General features: G+C 51.5%; 23 protein-coding genes. 20 read left to right on the forward strand and 3 right to left on the reverse strand.

Annotated elements, in window-relative coordinates; translation table 11 throughout:
- The first annotated feature begins 258 nt into the window (after positions 1 to 258).
- The 3 genes from spoIIGA to sigG all read left to right on the forward strand — a co-directional run bounded on the left by spoIIGA (position 259) and on the right by sigG (position 2,838).
- Complete coding sequence (gene spoIIGA / locus DX130_RS04170; RefSeq protein ID WP_116043068.1) at positions 259 to 1,179, forward strand: sigma-E processing peptidase SpoIIGA; 921 nt, start codon at positions 259 to 261, stop codon at positions 1,177 to 1,179.
- A 38-nt stretch (positions 1,180 to 1,217) separates the two neighbouring features.
- On the forward strand, positions 1,218 to 1,940 hold the full coding sequence (gene sigE, locus DX130_RS04175; protein WP_116043070.1) for an RNA polymerase sporulation sigma factor SigE: 723 nt from the start codon (positions 1,218 to 1,220) through the stop codon (positions 1,938 to 1,940).
- Between the two features lie 115 nt (positions 1,941 to 2,055).
- Positions 2,056 to 2,838 carry an RNA polymerase sporulation sigma factor SigG gene (gene sigG / locus DX130_RS04180; protein WP_116045726.1) on the forward strand — a complete coding sequence of 261 codons (783 nt, stop codon included), beginning with the start codon at positions 2,056 to 2,058 and terminating at the stop codon, positions 2,836 to 2,838.
- A gap of 51 nt (positions 2,839 to 2,889) precedes the next feature.
- Here the strand turns inward: sigG and DX130_RS04185 are convergent, their stop codons facing one another.
- Positions 2,890 to 3,318: a DUF3995 domain-containing protein gene (locus DX130_RS04185; protein ID WP_165861151.1), complete on the reverse strand. Its 429-nt coding sequence runs from the start codon at positions 3,316 to 3,318 to the stop codon at positions 2,890 to 2,892.
- The gene (locus DX130_RS04190; RefSeq protein WP_116043073.1) at positions 3,318 to 3,887 is read right to left on the reverse strand and encodes a TetR/AcrR family transcriptional regulator; all 570 of its coding nucleotides are present in this window, start codon (positions 3,885 to 3,887) and stop codon (positions 3,318 to 3,320) included. The genes DX130_RS04185 and DX130_RS04190 overlap by 1 nt, the downstream gene beginning before the upstream one ends.
- Before the next feature lie 149 nt (positions 3,888 to 4,036).
- Between DX130_RS04190 and DX130_RS04195 the strand changes: the two genes are divergently transcribed.
- From DX130_RS04195 to DX130_RS04235, 9 genes are all read left to right on the forward strand, one after another.
- The gene (locus tag DX130_RS04195; protein WP_116043074.1) at positions 4,037 to 4,318 is read left to right on the forward strand and encodes a YlmC/YmxH family sporulation protein; all 282 of its coding nucleotides are present in this window, start codon (positions 4,037 to 4,039) and stop codon (positions 4,316 to 4,318) included.
- A 46-nt stretch (positions 4,319 to 4,364) separates the two neighbouring features.
- On the forward strand, positions 4,365 to 5,249 hold the full coding sequence (pgeF, locus tag DX130_RS04200; protein ID WP_240644313.1) for a peptidoglycan editing factor PgeF: 885 nt from the start codon (positions 4,365 to 4,367) through the stop codon (positions 5,247 to 5,249).
- An 8-nt stretch (positions 5,250 to 5,257) separates the two neighbouring features.
- Positions 5,258 to 5,971, forward strand: coding sequence for a YggS family pyridoxal phosphate-dependent enzyme (locus tag DX130_RS04205; protein ID WP_116043076.1), 714 nt, complete (start codon positions 5,258 to 5,260; stop codon positions 5,969 to 5,971).
- A gap of 3 nt (positions 5,972 to 5,974) precedes the next feature.
- Entirely contained in the window at positions 5,975 to 6,466 is a 492-nt protein-coding gene (locus DX130_RS04210) for a cell division protein SepF (protein WP_116043078.1), read from the forward strand.
- Positions 6,467 to 6,473: 7 nt separating this feature from the next.
- Positions 6,474 to 6,752, forward strand: coding sequence for a YggT family protein (locus DX130_RS04215; protein WP_116043080.1), 279 nt, complete (start codon positions 6,474 to 6,476; stop codon positions 6,750 to 6,752).
- A 4-nt stretch (positions 6,753 to 6,756) separates the two neighbouring features.
- Complete coding sequence (locus DX130_RS04220) at positions 6,757 to 7,539, forward strand: YlmH family RNA-binding protein (protein ID WP_116043082.1); 783 nt, start codon at positions 6,757 to 6,759, stop codon at positions 7,537 to 7,539.
- 122 nt (positions 7,540 to 7,661) lie between these two features.
- Positions 7,662 to 8,162 (forward strand): DivIVA domain-containing protein, encoded by a 501-nt coding sequence (locus DX130_RS04225; protein ID WP_116043084.1) that lies wholly within the window; start codon positions 7,662 to 7,664, stop codon positions 8,160 to 8,162.
- 424 nt (positions 8,163 to 8,586) lie between these two features.
- Positions 8,587 to 11,679 (forward strand): isoleucine--tRNA ligase, encoded by a 3,093-nt coding sequence (ileS, locus tag DX130_RS04230; protein ID WP_116043086.1) that lies wholly within the window; start codon positions 8,587 to 8,589, stop codon positions 11,677 to 11,679.
- Between the two features lie 242 nt (positions 11,680 to 11,921).
- On the forward strand, positions 11,922 to 12,206 hold the full coding sequence (locus DX130_RS04235; protein ID WP_420818514.1) for a DUF5665 domain-containing protein: 285 nt from the start codon (positions 11,922 to 11,924) through the stop codon (positions 12,204 to 12,206).
- On the opposite strand, the gene DX130_RS04240 is transcribed toward DX130_RS04235, so the two are convergent.
- Positions 12,203 to 12,937 carry a TraR/DksA C4-type zinc finger protein gene (locus DX130_RS04240; protein WP_116045731.1) on the reverse strand — a complete coding sequence of 245 codons (735 nt, stop codon included), beginning with the start codon at positions 12,935 to 12,937 and terminating at the stop codon, positions 12,203 to 12,205. The genes DX130_RS04235 and DX130_RS04240 overlap by 4 nt on opposite strands.
- A gap of 231 nt (positions 12,938 to 13,168) precedes the next feature.
- Between DX130_RS04240 and lspA the strand changes: the two genes are divergently transcribed.
- From lspA to carB, 8 genes are all read left to right on the forward strand, one after another.
- Entirely contained in the window at positions 13,169 to 13,675 is a 507-nt protein-coding gene (gene lspA, locus DX130_RS04245; protein WP_116043088.1) for a signal peptidase II, read from the forward strand.
- A complete protein-coding gene (locus tag DX130_RS04250) occupies positions 13,672 to 14,616 on the forward strand; it encodes an RluA family pseudouridine synthase (RefSeq protein WP_116043090.1) in 945 nt (314 codons plus the stop codon). The genes lspA and DX130_RS04250 overlap by 4 nt, the downstream gene beginning before the upstream one ends.
- A gap of 181 nt (positions 14,617 to 14,797) precedes the next feature.
- Positions 14,798 to 16,033, forward strand: a complete 1,236-nt coding sequence (locus tag DX130_RS04255) for an LL-diaminopimelate aminotransferase (protein ID WP_116043091.1) — start codon at positions 14,798 to 14,800, stop codon at positions 16,031 to 16,033.
- Between the two features lie 359 nt (positions 16,034 to 16,392).
- Positions 16,393 to 16,959: a bifunctional pyr operon transcriptional regulator/uracil phosphoribosyltransferase PyrR gene (pyrR, locus tag DX130_RS04260; RefSeq protein WP_116043093.1), complete on the forward strand. Its 567-nt coding sequence runs from the start codon at positions 16,393 to 16,395 to the stop codon at positions 16,957 to 16,959.
- A 7-nt stretch (positions 16,960 to 16,966) separates the two neighbouring features.
- Positions 16,967 to 17,866 (forward strand): aspartate carbamoyltransferase catalytic subunit, encoded by a 900-nt coding sequence (locus tag DX130_RS04265; RefSeq protein ID WP_116043095.1) that lies wholly within the window; start codon positions 16,967 to 16,969, stop codon positions 17,864 to 17,866.
- A 72-nt stretch (positions 17,867 to 17,938) separates the two neighbouring features.
- Complete coding sequence (locus DX130_RS04270) at positions 17,939 to 19,222, forward strand: dihydroorotase (RefSeq protein WP_116043097.1); 1,284 nt, start codon at positions 17,939 to 17,941, stop codon at positions 19,220 to 19,222.
- Between the two features lie 53 nt (positions 19,223 to 19,275).
- Positions 19,276 to 20,421 (forward strand): carbamoyl phosphate synthase small subunit, encoded by a 1,146-nt coding sequence (locus DX130_RS04275; protein WP_116043099.1) that lies wholly within the window; start codon positions 19,276 to 19,278, stop codon positions 20,419 to 20,421.
- Entirely contained in the window at positions 20,408 to 23,626 is a 3,219-nt protein-coding gene (gene carB / locus DX130_RS04280) for a carbamoyl-phosphate synthase large subunit (protein WP_116043101.1), read from the forward strand. The genes DX130_RS04275 and carB overlap by 14 nt, the downstream gene beginning before the upstream one ends.
- Positions 23,627 to 23,634: the final 8 nt, after the last annotated feature.

The following is a 23,634-nucleotide window of genomic DNA, read 5'->3' on the forward strand; positions in this document are numbered from 1 at the left end:
TCCTGGAAGGAACCCCGTCAAAAAATTAACGAAATTAATTAGATTGCAAGCTGATAAATTTTTTAGTTTGGAATAATGTTAGTTAGTAATTGTTTTTAAGAACTCTCGTTTTTTGTTTGCGAAGTCGACAAAAAAAGATGGGTGGACCCGTCATGAATAGACAGACTTTGAAATACGATTAACATATACTAGTCTCAATCGTTCTCCCAAGACCGAATCTATGTATCCGTTCGGAAGAGAGGGAGGAGGAGGACTTGCATGACCGTATATGTCGATATCCTGTTTTTGCGCGAGCTGCTGGTGGATGGCGCCGTACTGTTGACAACTGCTTGGGTGCGTCATACGAAGCCTAAACCGTGGCGAATATTAGCTGCGTCCGCTTTTGGAGCTTGTTATGTTGTACTTATGCTTTATCCCCAGCTATCATTCCTATTCACGCTGTTCGTCAAGATTCTATTTTCGTTCATCATGATTTGGATCGCATTCGGCTTCTTGTCCCTGCAGCATTATATTCGGAACATAGGAGCTTTTTATTCCGTTAATTTTGTCGCGGCGGGTGCGGTGCTGGGATTGTACTATTTGTTCATGCAAGGTTCAGGCGCAATGTGGAAGACACTGACGATTGCAGGAGGCAGCATTCAGGCAGAGATCAAGCTTTCCTTGTTCTATATGGCAGCTGCGTTCGCCATAGGCTTATATGTCTATCGTGCGGTAATGACCGGTCGACGGGAACGCGAACTTGTACGCAATCATATGGCCGAAGTGAAAGTCATGATAGGGGACAAGACATATGCCTGCACAGGATTGATTGACACGGGCAATCAGCTGTACGATCCGCTCACGCGCACACCTGTTATGGTCATGGAAGTGTCGCACTGGGAAGAGGCGCTGCCGGCATCGTGGATCAAGAGCATACGGGAAGGCGAAGTCGACAGGCTGGTAGCGGGAATGGATGCAGAAACATCGTTTGAATGGCAAGACAGGTTGCGCTTAGTGCCGTTCCGAGGAGTGAACAGAGGGTCGCAATTTATGCTGGCCTTGAAACCCGACTCGGTAGAAGTGGCGCGTGAAGGACAAGTATTTGAAACAACCAGGGTATTAATTGGATTCGATGGCGGCAAGCTTGCGGCAGATGGGGCATATCAAGCGATTATCCATCCGGCTATGGTACAAACGTAAGGATTACACGCACACTTCATCGGGGAGGGATGGGCCACATGCTCGTCAAGTATAAACTAATACTGAACTTATATTATTATCGAATTTTATTTTTATTCGGATTAAAGAGCGAGGAGCTTTATTATATCGGCGGCAGCGAAGCTCTGCCTCCTCCCCTGACGCGAGAGGAAGAGGAATATCTTCTGGAGAAATTGCCATCCGGTGATTCAGCGATTCGGGCGATGCTCATCGAGCGTAACTTGAGGCTAGTAGTCTATATCGCCAGAAAATTCGAGAATACCGGCATACATATCGAAGACTTGGTGTCGATCGGTGCAATCGGATTGATCAAGGCAGTCAATACGTTTGACCCGGAAAAAAAGATTAAGCTGGCAACGTATGCATCCCGTTGTATCGAAAATGAAATTTTGATGTATCTGCGCCGCAATAGCAAGACGAGAACCGAGGTGTCATTCGACGAGCCGCTGAATATCGATTGGGACGGCAACGAACTGCTGCTCTCGGATGTGCTTGGAACGGAAAATGATACGATTTATCGCAACATCGAGGAGCAAGTAGACCGCAAGCTGCTCCATAAAGCGCTTGATAAGCTGTCGGAGCGGGAACGCATCATTATGGAACTTCGATTCGGTCTTGCCGATGGGGAAGAGAAGACACAAAAAGATGTTGCGGATATGCTGGGCATTTCACAATCGTATATTTCGAGGCTGGAGAAGAGAATTATTAAGCGGTTGCGCAAGGAATTTAATAAGATGGTGTAACGGATAGGGGCGCATAGCGCCCTTTTTGCATTTGTCGAAGGATGTCAGAATAGGAATAAAAAGAGGGGCTGAGGAGATAATGAACATTAATGTTTCTCCTTGGGAGGTAATCACGTTGACCCGAAATAAAGTCGAGATCTGTGGTGTGGATACCGCGAAACTGCCTGTATTGACCAACGTCGAAATGAGGGAGCTGTTTACGGCGTTGCAAGCCCGAGGTGAATGGGCAGCAAGAGAGAAATTGGTGAACGGCAATTTGCGGCTCGTTCTGAGCGTTATTCAGCGGTTCAACAATAGGGGAGAGTTTGTAGACGACCTGTTCCAGGTGGGCTGTATCGGACTTATGAAGGCGATTGATAATTTCGACCTTAGTCAAAACGTTAAATTTTCCACCTATGCCGTGCCGATGATTATCGGGGAAATTAGGCGTTATCTGCGCGACAACAACCCGATCAGAGTGTCCCGAAGTCTCAGGGATATCGCCTACAAAGCCTTGCAGGTTCGCGATAGCCTGACGAACAAAAATTCCAGAGAGCCGACGATCTTCGAAATTTCTGAGGCGCTGAATGTGCCGAAGGAAGATGTCGTATTTGCGCTTGATGCGATCCAGGATCCTGTATCGTTATTTGAGCCGATCTATCATGATGGCGGAGATCCCATCTATGTGATGGATCAAATTAGCGACGATCGCAACAAGGATGTGTCATGGATTGAGGAGATCGCGCTCCGCGAAGCGATGCACAAGCTCAATGATCGGGAGAAAATGATTTTGTCGATGCGATTCTTCGAAGGCAAAACCCAGATGGAGGTAGCTGATGAGATCGGCATCTCACAGGCTCAGGTGTCGCGGCTAGAGAAGTCGGCGATCCAACAGATGCAAAAGCATGTGAAAACGTGAAAGACAGTTCTCAAAGACGGCAGCGCCAACCCGGCGCTGCCGTCTTTGGTCTTAATTCAAGAGTAGTATGAGGGTTGCCGCGGCGAGCATCAGGCAAAGCGGCGAATAATAACGGCTGTCTAATCGTGCAAAATAGCTTTGGCGATAGCGCTTGAAAAATCCAAGATAGCGAAAGTCGCCTATGCTCCGAATGAGAAAAGTCGCGCTTATCGTGTATCCACCTATAGTAATAAGCCATGATGGCAGAAGAGAAGACCATTCTTGCCCCAGTAAAAGCATCCAGAATGCGGCTAGCCAAAGCAGCAGCATTACAATGGAAGTTGCCAATTTGCCAGGCGTGAACAACACTTGATCGCGGTCCGCAATAGTGGGGATAGCCGCATGCATGCCCCATTTGCCGCCGAGGAGCCAATACAAATGAAGTGCACCAATCAGGGTGAACACGCTAGCCATAGTCCAGCTTATTATAGAAATCATCATCAGCATTTGCTCCCATCCAGCTCTAGATAAGACCATATCAGCGCGATAGCCGACTCTGATTCATCAGCCCGCTGATTCCTACCTTGCTGTCGCTCATGCCAGCCTAAATAAAAATTGTAGAGGAGTTCCGTCTTGCGGGCCGCTGTTTCCGACGAATGGCCCATCGCGACGAGCAGTCCGGACATGTGGGATAGTCTGGCATGTTCAATACGTTCCAACTGCTGGGCATAATGTGGTGTCGAACGCCCCAGCCTGCGCAAATGATAAAGAAAATCGCGGCTTTTGTTAGGAGCGAACATGCCTCGCAGAAGGGTCAATACCGCTTCCCGCGCGGGGAGGCCCTCTAGCGAGGACTGCGAGATAAGGGAGCTGGTACTTCTCTCCTGCCAATCGTCAATGATTCGGCGAAGAAAGGAAGTCCGGTCTTTGAAGTACCAGTAAAAGCTGGTCTTGCTGGTGCCGAGTGATCTTGCGAGACGCTCAATGACAAGCGCCCCTTCGCCTCCCTCCGCAAATCGAGCAAAACCAAGCTCAATCCAGTCCTCTTCGGTTGCTATTTTTTTGGGCATAAGCTGCTCGACCTCCTTATTGTACGTCAACGTACAATAAAAGTATCATATTTCGCTTTTTTTGTGAAGGGGACATATTGGGCGAATGAGTCATATACTGATAGAAGAAGCTGCGTTCCATTAATTCGCAGGAAATGTGGTGATCCAAAATGAAAATATCCGATTTCCAGTCCAAGGACGTCATCAACATCGTAGACGGAAAAAAGCTGGGACATATTAGCGATCTGGAGCTGGATTTGCGCCAAGGGCGTATTGATTCCATTGTCGTTCCGCAGTATACAAAAGTGTTCGGCTTGTTCGGGAGCAACGGAACCGAGATGGTCATTCCATGGCGGAATATCGTCAAGATCGGTGCGGATGTAGTACTGGTTCGCATGGATGAAGCGAAAGCGCTGCGGTCCGACGAGGATGATTTGCACGTCCGCGCGTGAGGCGGTAAACTGGACATAGACGGATGCTCTGCAAGGGGCGCTGTTTATGTCCTACTCATGGGGTGAGAGAATGGAACCTTTTGTACAAAATATAAGATGGGATACAGCGAAGGAACCTTCGCTTTTTTTGTTGCCGGAATGGATGAGTGTTGACGAGAGACTAACTGCAGGCTTCACAGGCAGGGAAGGCGGCGCCAGCGGGGAGCCATGGACTGGTCTTAATATAGGGCTTCATGTTGGAGATAAGGAAGAGTCCGTTATCATCAATCGGAAGCGTGTGACGGAGACTCTGGGATGGCCGTTCGAGGCCTGGACCTGCGCCGAGCAAGTTCATGGCAACCGTGTGGCAAAGGTGACGCTGGCGGAGCGGGGCAAAGGAAGGGCGCGTATGGACGATACGATCGCTGGCTGCGACGCGCTTATGACGGATGTGCCGGGTGTGCTGCTGGCTTCCTTTTATGCGGACTGTGTGCCGCTCTACTTCTATGCGCCCGATCAAGGCGCAATCGCACTGGCACATGCTGGCTGGCGTGGCACCGTAGGGGAAATTGCCCAGCGTACGGTGTCTGCAATGGAAGAAGCCTATGGGGTAAGGCCGGAGCATATACTTGCGGCGATCGGTCCGTCGATCGGGGGTTGCTGCTATGAGGTAGATGGACCTGTTATTACGGAAGTGGAGCGCGTAATCCGTGAGCTCAATTTGACGGATAGCCTGAAATTCGACTGCTTGCAGATGAAAGAAAATGGAAAAGGTTCTCTGAACTTGAAAGAAATAAACCGACAGATTATGATAAAAGCAGGAATTTTGCCGAGTCGTATCGAATTAACTACTTGGTGCACCGGCTGTCGGACTGATTTGTTCTACTCTCATCGGGTAGAGGGCGGCAAAACGGGACGAATGGCCAGCTGGATTGGCATTCGAGAAAGGTGAAAGAGAAGATGTCTATGCAAGAGAGAATCCGTTCGGTAGAAGAGAGAATCGCTGCAGCTTGCGAGCGGTCCGGTCGGGAAATTGGGGATGTTCATGTCATCGCGGTTACTAAGTATGTATCGCTGGACACGGCAAGGGAAGCTTTTGCAAGCGGCCTGTCGAATCTCGGCGAGAACCGATGGCAAGATGCGCAGGAAAAGTGGTTGGCGCTAAGCGGCAACGAACAGGCAAAGGATGAAGATAAGCCGATATGGCACTTTATCGGTTCCTTGCAGACGAATAAAGTGAAGGACGTCATCGGAAAATTCACATACATACATTCATTGGACAGGCTGTCGCTGGCGGAGGCGATTCATAAGCGCGCTGTCCAGCTTGGCATTAACGTTCCTTGCTTTATTCAAGTCAATGTGTCGGGCGAGGATTCCAAGCATGGCCTCCAGCCGGAGGATCTGCCTGTATTTCTGAACAAGCTTGCGGATTATCCCGGTGTTAGGCCTATCGGTCTGATGACAATGGCGCCTTACGAATCGGAGCCGGAGGAGACGAGACCGGTATTCCGGGCGCTCCGCCAATTGAGGGATGAAGTAAGAGAATCATCAATCCATGCTGAAGCTTTGATTCATCTATCGATGGGCATGTCTAATGATTTTGAAGTCGCAATCGAAGAAGGCGCAACGTGGATTCGGCTCGGTACGACACTAGTCGGGAAAGAGGAGGAATGAGAAATGAGCGTCATGAACCGTTTTATGAACTTTTTTGGACTGCAGGAAGAGGAAGAAGTGGTTGAGCGCGAGCGCGTAAATCAAGCCGATGAGCAAGAGTCTGAAACCTCGCCGTTTGAGACACGTAGAAACTTAAAGAACAATAGTGGAATCGCAGGAAGCACAGCGGGCAGCACGAGCAGCAACAATGTTGTCAGCATCCACTCGCAGAAAAACGTTCGGGTTGTGCTCAGCGAGCCTCGCTCCTATGACGAAGCGCAGGAAATTGCAGATCATCTGCGTTCCCGCCGCGCAGTGATCGTTAACCTGCAGCGGGTCAGAAGCGACCTTGCTCTGCGCATTGTTGATTTCTTAAGCGGTACAGTGTACGCTTTAAGCGGCAGCATCTCCAAGCTAGGTCCTAATATTTTTCTGTGCACACCGGACACGGTTGAAATTCAAGGTGCCATTACGGAAATGCTGGCAGAGGAGAACGATTACAACAAAATGAGGTGACCTTGGATTGGAATTGTTTATTTATGGATTTATAGGTACGGTAGCCAACGTATACAGCTATCTGATTATCGGATATGTTCTGTTATCCTGGTTTCCTAACGCTCGTGAGAGCTTTGTCGGACAATTGCTCGGACGGGTTGTAGAACCTTACATCAGCATATTCAGAAGATTCATTCCGCCTATCGGCGGCGTGCTTGATTTGTCCCCGATCGTCTCGATCTTCGCGCTGAAGTTTATTGCCCTTGGATTACAGTCTGTGCTTGAATTCTTGCTCCTTAGAGGGTAAAGATATGAAATCTGTTATTTATAATCATTTTCACCCCGAAGAGAAGCCGTTTGTCGATCGGGCACTGGAATGGATAAATCGGTCCGCCATGCAGCATGAGCTGAAGCGGACCGATTTTTTGGACCCGAGACAAGCTCAGATCGTGGAGATGCTGGCAAACCGTCACCCTGATGTTCAGATTAGATTGGACGGCGGTTATAGGGAGGCGGAGCGCAAGCGGGGGCTGATCGCTCCCGATTACCGCGACGTGGACGATGAGCCGATGCACATCGCTGTCCTTGAAGCTAGAGCGGCCGGTACAACTCATCTTGAACTGGATCATGGCGACTTCCTTGGCGCCTTGCTCGGACTAGGCATCAAACGCGACCGAATTGGAGATATTCATGTTCATGAATCTTTTGCGCATATTATGGTTACGGACGAAATTGCCGATTATTTAAATATACACCTTCGTCAAGTGCACAGATTGAACGTGCTGACGGATATTCTGCCGCTTCAGCAGCTGCAGGCGGTTACCTCGAAGCTGGAGGAGCTTAGCCTTACCGTCGCTTCGATGCGGCTGGACGGCATCGTAAGCGACGTCTATCGTGTCAGCCGTACGAAGATCGTCGAGCCGATTCGAGCGGGACGTTGCAGAGTCAACTGGAAGACGGAAGAGAACCCGTCGGAGCTGCTGAAGGAAGGCGATACGATATCCCTCAAGGGACTTGGTCGATTTAAGGTGCTTGAAGTCGACGGCGTGACAAAAAAGGGCAGAATTCGTGTGAAAATTGGCAAATTTATTTGACCGGATGCAGGAAAAAGCATGGGACTGTCGAATCTCTTCTCATCGGAGTGCAACGGTGGTGAACGTGCGATGGCTACCGCCGGTTGCGTGGGGAACCATATCAGGAATAGGGAGGTGCGCCAATGCCGCTTACGCCATTGGACATACATAACAAGGAGTTTTCGCGCCGTCTTCGCGGTTATGACGAAGATGAAGTGAATGAGTTTTTGGACCAAGTCATTAAAGACTATGAATCGCTCATTCGAGAAAACAAAGAAATCCAAAATCAGATGCTGGCGCTGCAGGAGAGATTGAATCACTTCACTAATATCGAGGAGACGCTGAGCAAGACGATTATCGTCGCACAAGAAGCAGCGGATGAAGTGCGCAGCAATGCGAAGAAGGAAGCCCAGCTTATTATTAAAGAAGCAGAGAAAAATGCCGACCGTATCGTAAACGACTCGTTAAACAAGTCGCGCAAAGTATCGCTAGAGGTCGAGGAGCTGAAGAAGCAGGCTTCCATCTACCGTGCCCGCTTCCGCACGCTTGTCGAAGCTCAGCTCGAACTGCTTACGCAAGACGGTTGGGATACGCTGGATTCGAATGCATCACGGGACCCCGAGCGGGAATTGCTGCGCGGTTAATGGGACGAGGGCATTCCCCTGTTTGACAAAAACCATCGACTTGAGCTATAACTAAACTATTACAAATTTAAGCGAACTTCCATGACGAGAACAAGTACGTTATGCGTTCATTCCCCAGAGAGTCGGATGATTGCTGCGAGTCCGGCGCATGAGCCATTACGGAATATCATCTCCGAGAAGAGGCGCCTAACCCGCGATTGAAGCGGTATTAAGCGTCGACGGGCCGTCCTCCGTTACAAGGACCGCGAATCACGTGATTCGCTGCTAAGTGCTGCAGATCGCATCGTCTCTACGGGACGTTGCCAAGCTCTTCTTTATGGAGGGGATAAGCGGAACAAGGGTGGTAACGCGAGCTAGCCTCGTCCCTTCTACAGGGGCGGGGCTTTATTTATTTTCTCTCAACACAAGGAAGGGGTCATGAAACATGCAACGCGTTGATGTAAAGGAACGTGCCCGTAGCCGCGAGCTGCGCGTGCTGCAGCAATGGAAAGAAAATGATACGTTCAAGCAATCGATTCAAAATCGGGAGGGCAAGCCGAACTTTGTCTTCTACGAAGGACCGCCAACTGCGAACGGCGCGCCACATATCGGCCACGTTTTGGGCCGTGTCATCAAGGACTTTATTTGCCGCTATAAGACTATGGCGGGTTATCGCGTCGTGCGCAAAGCGGGCTGGGATACACATGGCTTGCCTGTCGAGCTTGGCGTGGAGAAGCAGCTTGGCATCTCCGGCAAGCAGGAGATCGAGAATTACGGCATTGAAGCCTTTGTGAATAAGTGCAAAGACAGCGTATTCGAATATGAGAAGCAATGGCGTGAATTGACGGAGGCGATCGCTTACTGGACCGACCTCGACAATCCGTACATTACGTTAAAGAATGAGTACATCGAAAGCGTATGGCATATTCTCTCCACCATTCACAAGAAAGGCTTGTTGTACCGTGGACATCGCGTCAGCCCGTATTGCCCTTGCTGCCAAACGACGTTAAGTTCCCACGAAGTGGCGCAAGGTTACGAGGATGTGAAGGATCTGAGTGCTACTGCCAAGTTCAAGCTGATCGATTCTGGTGAATTCGTGCTGGCATGGACGACGACGCCTTGGACGCTCCCGGCAAACGTGGCACTTGCAGTTAATTCAGAGCTGAATTATGTCCGCGCTTCGAAGGACGGCGAGGTGTATATCGTAGCGGAAGCACTCGCGGAGAGCGTGCTGAAGGAAAACTATGAGGTATTGTCCACGCTGAAGGGCGCTGAATTGGCAGGCAAGGCTTATGAGCCGCCATTCCGTTATGTGCCGATCGAGAAGGGCCATATCGTGATTACGGGCGATTTCGTCAGCGACACAAGCGGTACGGGTATCGTCCACATCGCGCCTGCACACGGCGAGGACGACTACAAGGTTGCGCGTGCGAACGGCATCAGCATGCTGAGCGTCGTGAACAACGCCGGTCGTTATGTGGATGAAGTGACAGATCTGGCGGGACGTTTCGTGAAGGATTGCGACGTTGATATCGTGAAGATGCTGAGCGAGAAAGGGCTGCTCTATTCCAAAGAGCGCTACGAGCATAGCTATCCGTTCTGCTGGCGCTGCAAATCGCCGCTGCTTTATTACGCGACAGAGAGCTGGTTTATCGAGACGACAGCAGTCAAGGATCAGCTGATTGCTAACAATAATGGCGTAGACTGGTACCCTGGGCATATCCGTGAAGGACGTTTCGGCAAGTTCCTTGAAGATTTGGTGGATTGGAACATCAGCCGTAATCGCTATTGGGGTACGCCGCTTAACGTTTGGGTGTGCGAAGCGACAGGCAAGGAATACGCGCCGGAGAGCATTGCGGATCTGCGTGCACGCGCAGTAGGCGAGGTGCCAGCAGATATCGAGCTTCATAAGCCTTACGTAGACGATATCCTGTTGCAATCGCCATATGCTGAAGGCGCGGTCATGAGACGTACGCCGGAAGTCATCGACGTATGGTTCGACAGCGGCTCCATGCCATTCGCCCAGCAGCATCATCCGTTCGGCGACGAGCAGAAGTTTCAGGATCAGTACCCAGCTGATATCATCTGCGAGGGCATCGATCAGACGCGCGGCTGGTTCTTCAGCTTGCTGGCGGTATCGACACTCTACAATGGCAAAGCGCCATATAAAGCGGTTATTTCTACCGGCCATATTCTGGACGAAAATGGACAGAAGATGTCCAAATCCAAGGGCAATGTTATCGATCCTTGGGAAATCATCAACGAATACGGTACAGATGCTTTCCGCTGGGCTCTCCTCGCAGACAGCGCGCCATGGAACAGCAAGCGCTTCTCCAGAGGCATCGTAGGCGAAGCCAAATCGAAAGTGATCGATACAATCGTCAATACGCATGCGTTCTACGCACTGTATGCATCTATCGACGGCTACAAGCCGGAGGAGCATGACGAGAAGGCATCCGGCAATAAGCTGGACCGCTGGATCGTCTCACGCCTGAACAGCTTGATCAAGACCGTTACGAAAGGTCTTGAAGTCAACGACTTCCTGAATCCTGCCAAATCAATCGAGCAGTTCGTCGACGAGATGAGCAACTGGTATATCCGCCGTTCCCGTGACCGTTTCTGGGGCAGCGGACTGACGGAAGACAAGGTGGCGGCTTATCAGACGCTGCGTCATGTTCTTCTGACGCTATCCCGTCTAATCGCGCCATACGCCCCGCTTCTTGCGGATGACGTATACGGCAATCTGGGAGGCAAAGGAAGCGTTCATCTGGACGATTTCCCGGTCGCAGATGAAGCGGTTATTGATGAGACGCTGGAGCGTGATATGGAAAGTACGAAGGGCATCGTCGAGTTGGCGCGCAACGTGCGTAATGAGACGTCGATCAAAACTCGTCAGCCATTGTCCGAGCTGATCGTATCGCTTGATGGCGATTTCCCGATCTCGGAATACGAAGAGATCATCAAGGATGAGATCAATGTGAAGAGCATTGTCGTTCAACATTCCGACAGCGGCTTCGTCGATTTCAACCTCAAGCTGAATTTGAAGGTTGCAGGCAAAAAATACGGCAAGCATGTTGGACCGATCCAAGGTGCGCTGAAAGCTCTGTCTGCTGACGAAGCTCGCGAAGTCGTAACCGGCGGCAGCTTCGACTTCACGACAGCTGACGGAGAGGCACTGTCGATCAGTCTGGATGAGCTGCTCGTCGAGAAGCAAGCGAAGTCCGGCTTCGCATCGGCGTCGGGTGGCGGCATGACCGTAGCGCTTAATACGGATATTACGCCTGAGCTTGAGCAAGAGGGCTGGGTGCGCGAAGTCATCCGCGCCGTACAGGATACGCGCAAGAAACAGGATCTGCCGATTGAAAAACGTGTTGATCTGGTACTGGATGTGGACAGCGAGCTGAAGACTGCTCTTGAAGCCTTCTCGGAGGTTCTTCATGACAATGTTCTGCTGCAATCCGTTTCGTTCGAGGCTTTGGAGGGTATGGAAAGAGTAAAGCTGGGCGATAAGGAAGTAGGCATTTTCATCAAAGGTTAAGGACATAGTAATGGAGTAAGTGCAATTGCAGGGCTGCAATCGCGGCCTGGCTTGTTCCGTAGAGAAAGGTTAAGGCAGCCAACCGCTTATTCTTATATGGATGAAGCCCGCTTGCCCGCCATGCTGGCGGAGCGGGCTTCTCTGCTTTGAACCGGAGGTGATGGGGTGTGGCGAAGAAAAGACATCAGGGAGAGCCGTTGCCTGAGCATGATGCACAGGATTTAAGCGCGCTTCAGAAGTCGCTGGCCGCTCTCGATAGACGCATGCAGCATATTGCCACGGAGATGGAGAGAACGCATATAGCGGAATATGTCGATTTGCTCAATCGCCCGATATCTCTGATTTGGCGCAATTTGCTCTCCGGCGTTGCCAGAGGCGTGGGCATTGCGATCGGCTTTACTTTTTTTGCGGCTACGATATTGTACGTGCTTCAAATTCTCGGGGCGCTCAATCTTCCCATTATCGGAGACTACATTGCCGATATCGTACGGATTGTTCAGATCCAACTGGAAGGGAAGGGCTATTAGAAGCCGGGCTCGTCCTCTTCATTCTCCAGCATATGATCGCCTTCGTTGCTTTGCATGTAATGTTCGTATTCACGATTACGTACGACTGTAACATAACGGCCTGTGATGTCGGTAGCGAGGAAGCTCTCCAGCGGCTCCACGTATCCGTCATTTTCTTGGGATTCAATGCCAATATGCTCATAATCGGTAGCGTTCCGATTCTCCGACATAGCCGGGGAGTCGGAGTTGCCCCAAGATTCGACGATCTGCCAAGCATCCTCGCCGTCAAATCCGTTATAGCCGTCTTCATGCTCGTCCATGCTTGTCCGGCCAAAGGGAGGCTGAAGGAAAATTTCCTCCACCGGACGGCTATCGGAGACGATATCTCTTGGCGCATGGCTTACGCAATATAACGTATCGGGCACAGCGTCCAGTCTTTCGAAAGGGATCGGCTCGCCGCATACGACACAGACACCATAGCTGCCCTTGTCCATGGCATCAAGGGCAGCTTCAATCCGGCGAAGGTGAAGCTCTTCCTGCTCCAGTAACGAGATATCCTTCTCCCGTTCGTAGAGTTCGGTCGCCAGATCGGCAGGATGATTATCGATTGGCGATAACTCGCCAGACTCATCGCGGAGGGAGTCTTCTTTGCCATAATGCTGATTCTGTATGAGTCTCGATTCGATGTCCCGATGCTCGTCCTGCAGGCGCATGCGCAGCAGGGCGAGCTGAGGGCTTGATGGATATGACATAATCCTTGCACCGTCCTTTGTACCATACATGATTGCTCCATTAGCTTTTGCCGAAGCGGACAATTTCAGTATGGGCATGCTTGGATGGGAGCAGCGCCCATCGCAGCAGGTCAGTAGGATATAACTGGTTTCTATCCGCTCCCCTGTGCTACACTAGGTGAAGCGGACGTTCCTGTGCTTGGATAAATGGGGAAAAAAAGCATGCAAGTTACCTTTTTTAGGAGTGATCAGATGCGCTATTACTATTACTACCTCATTACCTTAATCGTTCTCATTCTGGATTTCGTGACCAAGAAAATGGTGGCGACGAAAATGAATTTGTATGATGAAATCAGTGTCATTGGCAACTTCTTCCTCATTACTTCGCATCGCAATCGCGGTGCCGCCTTCGGCATTTTGGAAGGACAAAGAGTGTTCTTTATTATTATTACGGTTGCTATTGTATCGGGGCTGATCTGGTACATATACTCTATGCGCAAGACTGGCAAGCCGGGACTATTTATTGGCCTGACGCTGGTGCTTGGCGGAGCTATCGGCAATTTCATTGATCGTGTACGCTTCGGCGAAGTGGTCGATTTCTTCAAATTCAACTTTGGCAGCTACACATTCCCGATCTTCAACATCGCAGATTCTGCCATCGTAATCGGCGTAGGCCTAATTTTGCTGGATGCGCTGCTCAGCGCCCGCGAAGAGAAGCTGACGCAAGGACAGGACAACAAGGAGCCTAATGAAGCATGAGCAACATACAACAAGATGATGAACTAACGCTCGTAGAGTGGACCATTGAGTCCGATCAAGCGGGTGAACGCATTGATAAATGGGTAGCTGAGACGCTGGATATTCCCGGACTGTCGAGAACGCAGGTTCAGGAATGGATTAAGGCGGGAGCGGCTACCGTCAACGGGAATACAGTGAAAGCCAACTATAAGTTGGTACTTGGCGATGCTGTGGTCATTCATGTTCCGGCAGCGGAAGACGCCAATATTGAGCCCGAAGATATATGCCTTGAAGTGGTTTATGAGGATTCGGATGTTATTGTGATCAATAAACCAAGAGGGATGGTTGTACATCCTGCGCCGGGACATTCATCCGGTACAGTGGTGAACGCGCTCATGCATCATTGCAAGGATCTCTCAGGTATTAATGGTTTGCTGCGCCCCGGCATTGTGCATCGAATCGATAAGGATACGACAGGCCTTCTAATGGCAGCCAAAAACGATCTGGCGCATGTGTCGCTCGCTGAGCAATTGAAGGAGCATTCCGTCACGCGAAAATATATCGCGCTGGTTCACGGCAATGTGCCTCATGATCAAGGCACGATTGATGCGCCGATCGGACGCGACCGTAACGATCGCAAGCTGTTCACAGTAACGGAGCATAACAGCAAGCCGGCGGTTACGCATTTTGTCGTGCTGGAGCGACTAGGCGACTATACGCTGCTGGAGCTTCAACTGGAGACAGGCCGTACTCATCAAATCCGCGTTCATATGAAATATATTGGCTATCCGTTGGCGGGCGATCCTGTATACGGAAGGAACAAGACGGTAGCGCTGGACGGACAGGCTCTTCATGCGGCGTTGTTGGGTTTCACGCATCCGCGTACAGGGGAGAGACTGTTGTTCGAAGCGCCGCTGCCCGGAGATTATGAGCATGTGCTTGCAAGCTTGAAGTCCAGATAAGAAATGTTGTCAGCCGGTGCATTGCACCGGCTGTTTTCATATAATCGAATGGTGACGGACGTATGAATACGATACGGAAATAAGTGCAAACTTTTGACGATATCCTGCATTATGTTCGCCCCTCAAGTACGCTATCCTAAACGTAGATTAGGTGTATTCTACAAAAGGAAAGGTGAAAGCAATGACAGCCATTAACCACAACTACTTGGAGCTGCAAGGCAGCTATTTATTTTCTGAAATTGCAAAACGCCGCACAACATTCATTCAGGAGAACCCAAATGCGGAGATTATTAGCCTAGGCATTGGCGACGTAACACGCGGACTTCCTGAAGCGGTTGTAAAAGCCATGCATGAAGCGGTCGAGGAACTGGCTCAACCGGGTTCATTCCGTGGCTATGGCCCGGAGCAAGGCTATGATTTCCTGATTCAAGCCATTATCGAAAATGATTACAAGGCGCTTGGCATCGATATCGCATCCAATGAAGTTTTCCTTAGCGACGGTTCCAAATGCGATGTAGGCAACATTCAAGAGATCTTCAGCCAGGACAGCATCGTAGCCGTGCAAGATCCGGTGTACCCTGTATATGTGGACACAAATGTTATGGCGGGACGCTCCGGCAAGTACAATCAGGAGACAAAGCGCTATGAGAACATTGTCTACTTAGAGTGTACGGCGGAGAACAACTTCAAGCCAAGCCTGCCCGACCGCAAGGTCGATCTGATTTACTTGTGCTATCCCAACAATCCGACAGGCATGACGCTGACGAAGGACGAGCTTAAAGTTTGGGTAGACTACGCAAGAGAGAACAACTGTATCATCCTGTTCGACTCTGCATATGAAGCGTTCATTCAAGAAAAGGATGTTCCGCATAGCATCTATGAAGTGGAAGGCGCGCGTGAAGTAGCTATTGAATTCCGCAGCTTCTCCAAGACGGCTGGCTTCACAGGCGTTCGTTGTGCTTACACTGTCGTACCACGTGAGCTGAAGGGGTTTGACGCGAACGGCAATTCCGTTCTGATCAACGATCTCTGGAACCGTCGCCACACCACGAAGTTCAATGGCGTATCGTATGTAACACAGCGCGGCGCTGCAGCAATCTATTCTCCAGAGGGCAAAGAGCAAATCGCTTCGCTGGTGGAGTACTACATGACGAATGCGGCTATTATCCGTGACGGCTTGGCTTCCATCGGCCTTGAAGTGTTCGGCGGCGTGAACGCTCCTTACATTTGGCTAAAGACGCCGCAAGGCATGGATTCCTGGAGCTTCTTCGACAAGCTGCTCTCTGAAGCGAATATTGTCGGAACTCCAGGCGTAGGCTTCGGCCAAAGCGGACAAGGCTACTTCCGCTTGACGGCATTCGGCAGCCGCGAAAATACGGAGAAAGCGGTAGAGCGTATCCGCAAACTCAGCCTTTAAGCTGAGATGATCGATCAAACCTGTACAATTGCCAACGCTATCCTTGTATAGTCGGGGACAGATTCCTTACACTATGGCTAAGCAAAGGGCACTACGCTCTTGACTTCTTATGTCGAACGTGGGATAATTCCTATGATACAGAGCAGTACCTTTAATTCAGTCCCGTGAGACTGGCAAGGTAGCGTGAATACAGGTCTATATTCGGATAGGAACAGGAATCTCTCGACGTGCGGCAATACCGGACGTGAGACAGGGCCTGCTCTATTCCTGACTAATCACACCAACTCCTTGCGAACTCCGCAAGGAGTTTTTTTGTTGGAGCAAACGCAAAAAAAGTTTGAGTGAAGAGGAGAGCGGCTATGGCGGAAGAAGAGCATCTGGTCATCATGGACGAAACGGCGATTCGCCGGGCGTTGACACGAATCGCGCATGAAATTGTCGAAAAGAACAAGGGCATCGACGAATGCATCATTGTAGGGATTCGCACAAGAGGCATCTATCTGGCGAGCCGTGTCGCGGAACGGATCGGCGAGATCGAAGGAAGACCGGTTCCGATTCGGGAGCTCGATATTACACAGTATCGGGATGACCGGCTGGATGCGGCGGCGACCAAGGCGGAAGTCTCGGCTGCACTCGGCGAGCTGGAAGGCATGCCCTTTACGACGAAGGATAAGATCATCATCCTGTTCGACGATGTGCTGTACACGGGCCGAACGATCCGCGCTGCCATGGATGCCCTGATGGATTGCGGAAGGCCGAGAAGCATACAGCTTGCCGTACTGGTTGACAGGGGCCATCGCGAGCTTCCAATCAGACCTGACTTTATCGGGAAGAACGTTCCTACCTCCAAACAAGAACAAATCCAAGTCGCGCTAAAAGAGATCGACACCATCGATCAAGTGACCTTAATCAATCAAAGGGGGTAGACCTGACATGACGCTTGCACAATTGAAAGAGCGCAGCTTGCTTGGTCTGAAAGACCTTGACAAAGAAGAAATCGAATCCATCCTGGAGCGAGCGGCTTATTGGGAGAAGCACCCGGTTAAAGTGCATGGGGGCCAGCAAGGGAAGTTTGCGGCGAACATGTTTTTCGAAAATAGCACAAGAACAAGATTTTCATTCGAAGTAGCGGAGAAGCGGCTTGGAGCCGAGGTGATCAACTTCTCAGCGGCGGCATCCAGCGTCGAGAAGGGCGAATCGATTTACGATACGGTACGGACGCTTGAATCCATGGGCATCGACGTGGGCGTCATTCGGCTGAAGCCGGCAGGACTGTTGGCCGAGCTGGCCGAGAAGATCAAAGTCCCGTTGGTCAATGCGGGAGACGGCAACAACGAGCATCCGACACAGGCGCTGCTGGACATGTACACGATGCGCAAGCAATTCGGCTCGCTACGCGGATTGAATGTATCCATCGTCGGCGATATTCTGCACAGCCGGGTAGCACGCTCCAACCTGTACGCACTGCGCAAGTTCGGCGCTAACGTAAGCTTCTGCGCACCGGACAACATGCAGGCGAAGGAGCTTGACGCTCCTTACATCTCTATGGATGAAGCGTTGAAAGCGGATGTGGTCATGATGCTGAGAGTACAGCTGGAACGCCATGAGAGCGGCATGCTCAACTCTGCGGAGGCTTACCGGGAGCAGTACGGATTGACAGTAGAACGCGCTCAGCGCATCGCCCCGCATGCGATCATCATGCATCCGGCACCGGTTAACCGGGATGTAGAGATCGACGGGGTTCTAGTTGAGCATCCGCAATCCCGCATCTTCCCTCAAATGGAGAACGGCGTTCCGATCCGTATGGCGGTCATCGAACGCGCACTTAGCTAAACGCACAAGACAAGGCTTCCGGACCATCGGCAGCAAGCGATAGAGCGAATACAATCGGAGGGTGATCAGAACATGTCATTGTGGATTATTAACGGCAACGTATGGAATGAAGAGAGCGGCAAGCTGGAACAAAAGCACATACGCGTAAGCGACGGACGGATCGCCGAGGTTGTTGACGCCGGAGTCATCGACACAGGCAGCGCGGAAGTGATTGACGCAGCAGGTAAGCTGGTATCCGCAGGCTTCATCGATATGCACGTCCATCTGCGCGATCCGGGCTTTGAACATAAGGAAGATATTGTGACGGGTTCTCGTTCGGCAGCGAAAGGCGGCTTCACCACAATTGCCTGCATGCCGAATACACGCCCGGTCATCGACAAGCCTGAGACCGTAAAATATGTATTGGACAAAGCGGCTGAGGCTGGATTGGTGAAAGTATTGCCTTACGCAGCCATTACGAAAAACGAGCTTGGACGCGAGCTGACGGACTTCGCCGCTCTGAAGGAAGCGGGAGCAATCGGCTTCACGGATGACGGCGTAGGCGTACAGAATGCGCAAATGATGAAAAACGCGATGGCGCTGGCGAAATCGTTGGATATGCCGGTTATCGCGCACTGCGAAGACGACTCGCTGGTGGAAGGCGCTTGGGCATCGGAAGGCGAATTCTCCCGCAAGCATGGCATTAAAGGCATCCCGAACGAATCCGAAGCGATCCATGTAGGCCGAGACGTACTTCTTGCGGAAGCAACAGGCGTACACTACCATGTCTGCCATGTCAGCACGGAGCAATCGGTACGTCTCATCAGACTGGCGAAATCGATCGGCGTATCGGTGACCGCGGAGGTATGTCCTCATCACTTGCTTCTGTCGGACGAGGATATCCCGGGTCTGGATGACGCGAACTGGAAGATGAACCCGCCGCTGCGCACGCCACGCGATGTGCAGGCAGTCATTGAAGGACTTGAAGACGGCACGCTGGACATGATCGTTACCGACCATGCGCCGCATAGCGCGGAAGAGAAAGCACGCGGCGTCGACCTAGCGCCATTCGGCATCGTCGGCTTCGAGACAGCCTTCCCGCTTCTATACACGAAGTTTGTTGCGACAGGCAAGTGGACGCTGGGCTTCTTGCTGCAGCGCATGACGAAGGATCCTGCACGCGTGTTCCGCCTGGAGACAGGACGCCTGGAGCAAGGCGCGCCGGCAGACCTCACGATCGTAGACTTGGAAAGCGAACGCGCAGTTGACCCTTCAACCTTCTTGTCGAAGAGCAACAATACGCCATTCGGCGGTTGGGAGCTGAAGGGCTGGCCGGTTGCAACGATCGTCGACGGTAAGATTGTCTGGTCGGAATAAGGAATAGATTCGGATACCATTTTAAGCATAAGAACACCAGAGGAGTGATACGGATGCAAGCAAGACTTTTGTTGGAAGACGGAACATTATTCACTGGCTTGTCCTTCGGCGCAGAAGCGCAGATGATGGGCGAGGTTGTATTTAATACAGGCATCACAGGTTACCAGGAGGTTCTCTCGGATCCTTCTTACTGCGGTCAAATCGTTACAATGACGTACCCGCTAATCGGCAACTACGGCATTACGCGCGATGATTTCGAGGCGATTCGTCCTTACATCCACGGCTTTGTCGTTCGCCGTCATGAGCCGGTGCCAAGCAACTGGCGCGCTCAATATTCGCTGGGACAACTGCTGCAAGAATACGGCATCCCGGGCATTAGCGATATCGATACACGTATGCTTACCCGCAAATTGCGCCACTTCGGTACGATGAGAGGTCTAATTACAACGGGCAACGAGCGCGTGGAAGAATTGGCAGAACGTCTGAACCTGTCTACTCTGATGACAGACCAGGTAGCACGCACTTCAACGAAGCATGTATTCGCAAGCCCAGGCAACCGCGAGCGTATCGTACTGGTTGATTTCGGTGCTAAAAGCGGCATCCTGCGCGAGCTGACGCAGCGCGGCTGTGACGTTGTAGTTGTGCCTCACGACACGACGGCAGACGAGATTCGCCGCCTTGCTCCGGACGGCATTCAGCTGTCCAATGGCCCTGGGGACCCGAAAGACGTACCGCATGCGGTGAAAATGATTACTGAGCTGCTGGGCGAAATTCCGATCTTCGGTATTTGCTTAGGACACCAGCTGTTCGCACTGGCTTGCGGAGCGGATACAGGCAAGCTGAAATTCGGCCATCGCGGCGGCAATCATCCGGTGAAGGAGCTGGCGACGAACCGTTGCTACATCACTTCCCAAAACCACGGTTACACCGTAGTGGAATCTTCTATTGAAGGCACGCCGCTGGAAGTTACGCATATCAACAACAATGACAAGACGATTGAAGGTCTTAAACATAACCAATACCCGGCTTTCTCTGTACAGTACCATCCAGAGGCGGCACCGGGACCGTTCGACTCCAGCTATCTGTTCGATGAATTCCTGGAGATGATCCGCACGCACAAACAAAACAACCCACAAAAACCTCGTCAGGCTGTGTTGTCGGAGACGTTGAAAGGAGAACTTCAATATGCCCAAAAATAATGAACTCAAAAAAATTCTCGTAATCGGGTCCGGCCCGATTGTCATCGGACAAGCGGCGGAGTTCGACTACGCAGGCACTCAAGCTTGTCAGGCCCTTAAAGAAGAAGGCTATGAAGTCGTATTGATCAACAGCAACCCGGCTACGATCATGACAGACACGAACATGGCTGACAAAGTATACATCGAACCCATTACGCTTGAATTCGTCAGCCAAATCATTCGTCAAGAGCGTCCGGACGGCTTGCTGCCGACGCTTGGCGGACAGACTGGCCTCAATATGGCGGTAGAGCTGGCGCGCGCAGGCGTGCTGGAGCGCGAAAATGTAAAGCTGCTCGGTACACAGTTGATCGCGATTGAGAAAGCGGAAGACCGTGACCTGTTCCGCGAGCTGATGCGCGAGCTGGAGCAGCCGGTACCGGACAGTGACATCGTTACGACAGTGGAAGACGCGGTAACATTCGCGAATAGCATCGGCTACCCGATCATCGTTCGTCCTGCCTACACGTTGGGCGGCACTGGCGGCGGTATCTGCGCGAACGAGGAAGAGCTGCGCGAGATCGTAGCCTCCGGCATCCGCTACAGCCCGATCAGCCAATGCTTGATCGAGAAATCGATCGCTGGCATGAAGGAAGTCGAATACGAAGTGATGCGTGACGCGAACGACAACTGTATCGTAGTCTGCAACATGGAGAACTTCGATCCGGTTGGCGTTCACACTGGCGACAGCATCGTTGTAGCTCCTTCCCAAACCTTGTCTGACCGTGAATATCAAATGCTGCGTTCCGCATCTCTGAAAATTATCAGAGCGCTGAACATCGAGGGCGGTTGCAACGTTCAATTCGCACTTGATCCGCACAGCTACCAATACTATGTAATCGAAGTTAACCCGCGTGTTAGCCGCTCTTCGGCTCTTGCGTCCAAGGCTACTGGCTATCCGATCGCGAAGATGGCTGCGAAGATCGCTATCGGCTACACACTGGATGAGCTGGTGAACCCGGTTACGGGTCAGACCTATGCATGCTTCGAGCCTACACTTGACTATATCGTATCCAAAATCCCGCGCTGGCCGTTCGACAAGTTCGTTAACGCCAACCGCAAGCTGGGTACGCAAATGAAAGCGACTGGCGAAGTTATGGCTATCGGCCGTACATTCGAAGAGTCGATCCATAAAGCAGTGCGCTCCCTGGAAATCGGAGCTCATCGCCTGCATTTGAAGGACGCGTCTTCCCTTGAGGAAGAAGTACTACGTACACGCCTGGCTAAGCCGGACGACGAGCGCATGTTCCTCGTAGCAGAAGCGTTCCGCCGTGGATTCTCTCTACAAGAGCTGCAGGACATTACAAACATCGACTGGTGGTTCCTGGACAAAATTCAATCCATCGTTGCATTCGAAGATCGTCTGCGCAAGGAAGCGACGCTGTCCCCACAATCGCTGTATGAAGCGAAGCGCAAAGGCTTCTCCGACCGCTCCATCGCGGAAATCCGCAAGGAAGGCTTCCCGAACGGCAGCCATACGACTGAAGCGGACGTACGCGAGTTCCGTTTGCAAAACAACCTGAAGCCAGTCTACAAAATGGTTGATACTTGCGCCGCGGAATTCGAAGCGACTACGCCATACTACTACTCGACCTATGAGGTAGAGAATGAAGTAATCGAGACGACAAAGCAGAAGGTACTGGTGCTTGGCTCCGGTCCGATCCGTATCGGCCAAGGCATCGAGTTCGACTACTCGACGGTTCACGCCGTATGGGCGATTCAAAAAGCGGGCTACGAAGCGGTTATTATCAACAACAACCCGGAGACGGTATCTACCGACTTCAGTACATCCGACCGCCTGTACTTCGAGCCGCTCTTCTTCGAGGATGTCATGAACGTTATCGAGCAAGAGAAGCCAATCGGAGTAATCGTACAGTTCGGTGGACAGACTGCAATCAACTTGGCTGCTCCGCTAGCCAAAGCTGGCGTACGCATTCTGGGCTCCAGCCTGGAGAGCATCGATTCTGCGGAGGACCGCAAGAAGTTCGAAGCATTGCTTCGCAAGCTGAACATCGCGCAGCCTGAAGGCAGCACGGTAACATCGGTTGACGAAGCGGTTGTAACGGCTACAAAGCTCGGTTATCCGGTGCTGGTACGTCCATCCTACGTTCTGGGCGGACGGGCTATGGAAATCGTCTACTCCGACCAAGAGCTGCTGAGCTACATGGAAGTGGCTGTGAAGATCAATCCGGAGCATCCGGTACTGATTGACCGCTACATGCTGGGCAAGGAAGCGGAAGTCGACGCGATCTGCGACGGCGAGACGGTACTCATCCCAGGCATTATGGAGCATGTCGAGCGCGCAGGCGTTCACTCCGGAGACTCCATTGCGGTGTATCCACCACAATCGCTGTCCGAAGATATCAAACAGCAAATTGTCGATATCACGATCAAGATTGCCAAAGAGTTTAAAGTTATCGGTCTGGTAAATATCCAGTTCGTTATTCATCAAGATAAAGCTTACGTTATCGAAGTTAACCCGCGCTCCTCGCGTACAGTTCCGTTCCTTAGCAAAGTAACGAATCTGCCGATGGCGAACCTGGCGACCCAAGCGATTATGGGTACGAAGCTGTCCGAGCTTGGCTACCAGGACGGTCTGTGGCCGGAAGACGAATACGTATCGGTCAAAGTGCCGGTATTCTCCTTCGCGAAGCTGCGTCGTGTAGACCCTACGTTGACGCCGGAGATGAAATCGACGGGCGAGGTTATGGGACGCGATGTACAATTTGCGAAAGCCCTGTACAAAGGACTTATTGGTGCAGGCATGAAGATTCCGACTTCAGGCACGATTGTGGCCACTGTTGCGGATAAAGATAAAGAGGAAGTTACGGAATTGCTCCGCGGATTCTACAATATCGGTTACAAAATTATTGCAACCGGCGGAACAGCCGACGCGCTTGAAGCGGCAGGTCTGTATGTGACCCGTGTCAACAAGCTGAGCGAAGGCTCGCCGAACATTCTGGATCTGGTGCGTGAAGGCAAAGCGCAATTCGTCGTCAATACGTTGACGAAAGGCAAGACGCCGGAGCGCGACGGATTCCGTATTCGCCGCGAAGCGGTCGAGAACGGCGTGGTCTGCATGACCTCCCTGGATACTGTTCGTGCATTGCTGAACATGATGGAGACGATCAACTTCTCCTCGCATGCAATGCCGGTTGCACAGAAGTAAGAAGGATG

The sequence above is a fragment of the Paenibacillus paeoniae genome, from assembly GCF_003388735.1.
GTDB lineage: Bacteria > Bacillota > Bacilli > Paenibacillales > Paenibacillaceae > Pristimantibacillus > Pristimantibacillus paeoniae.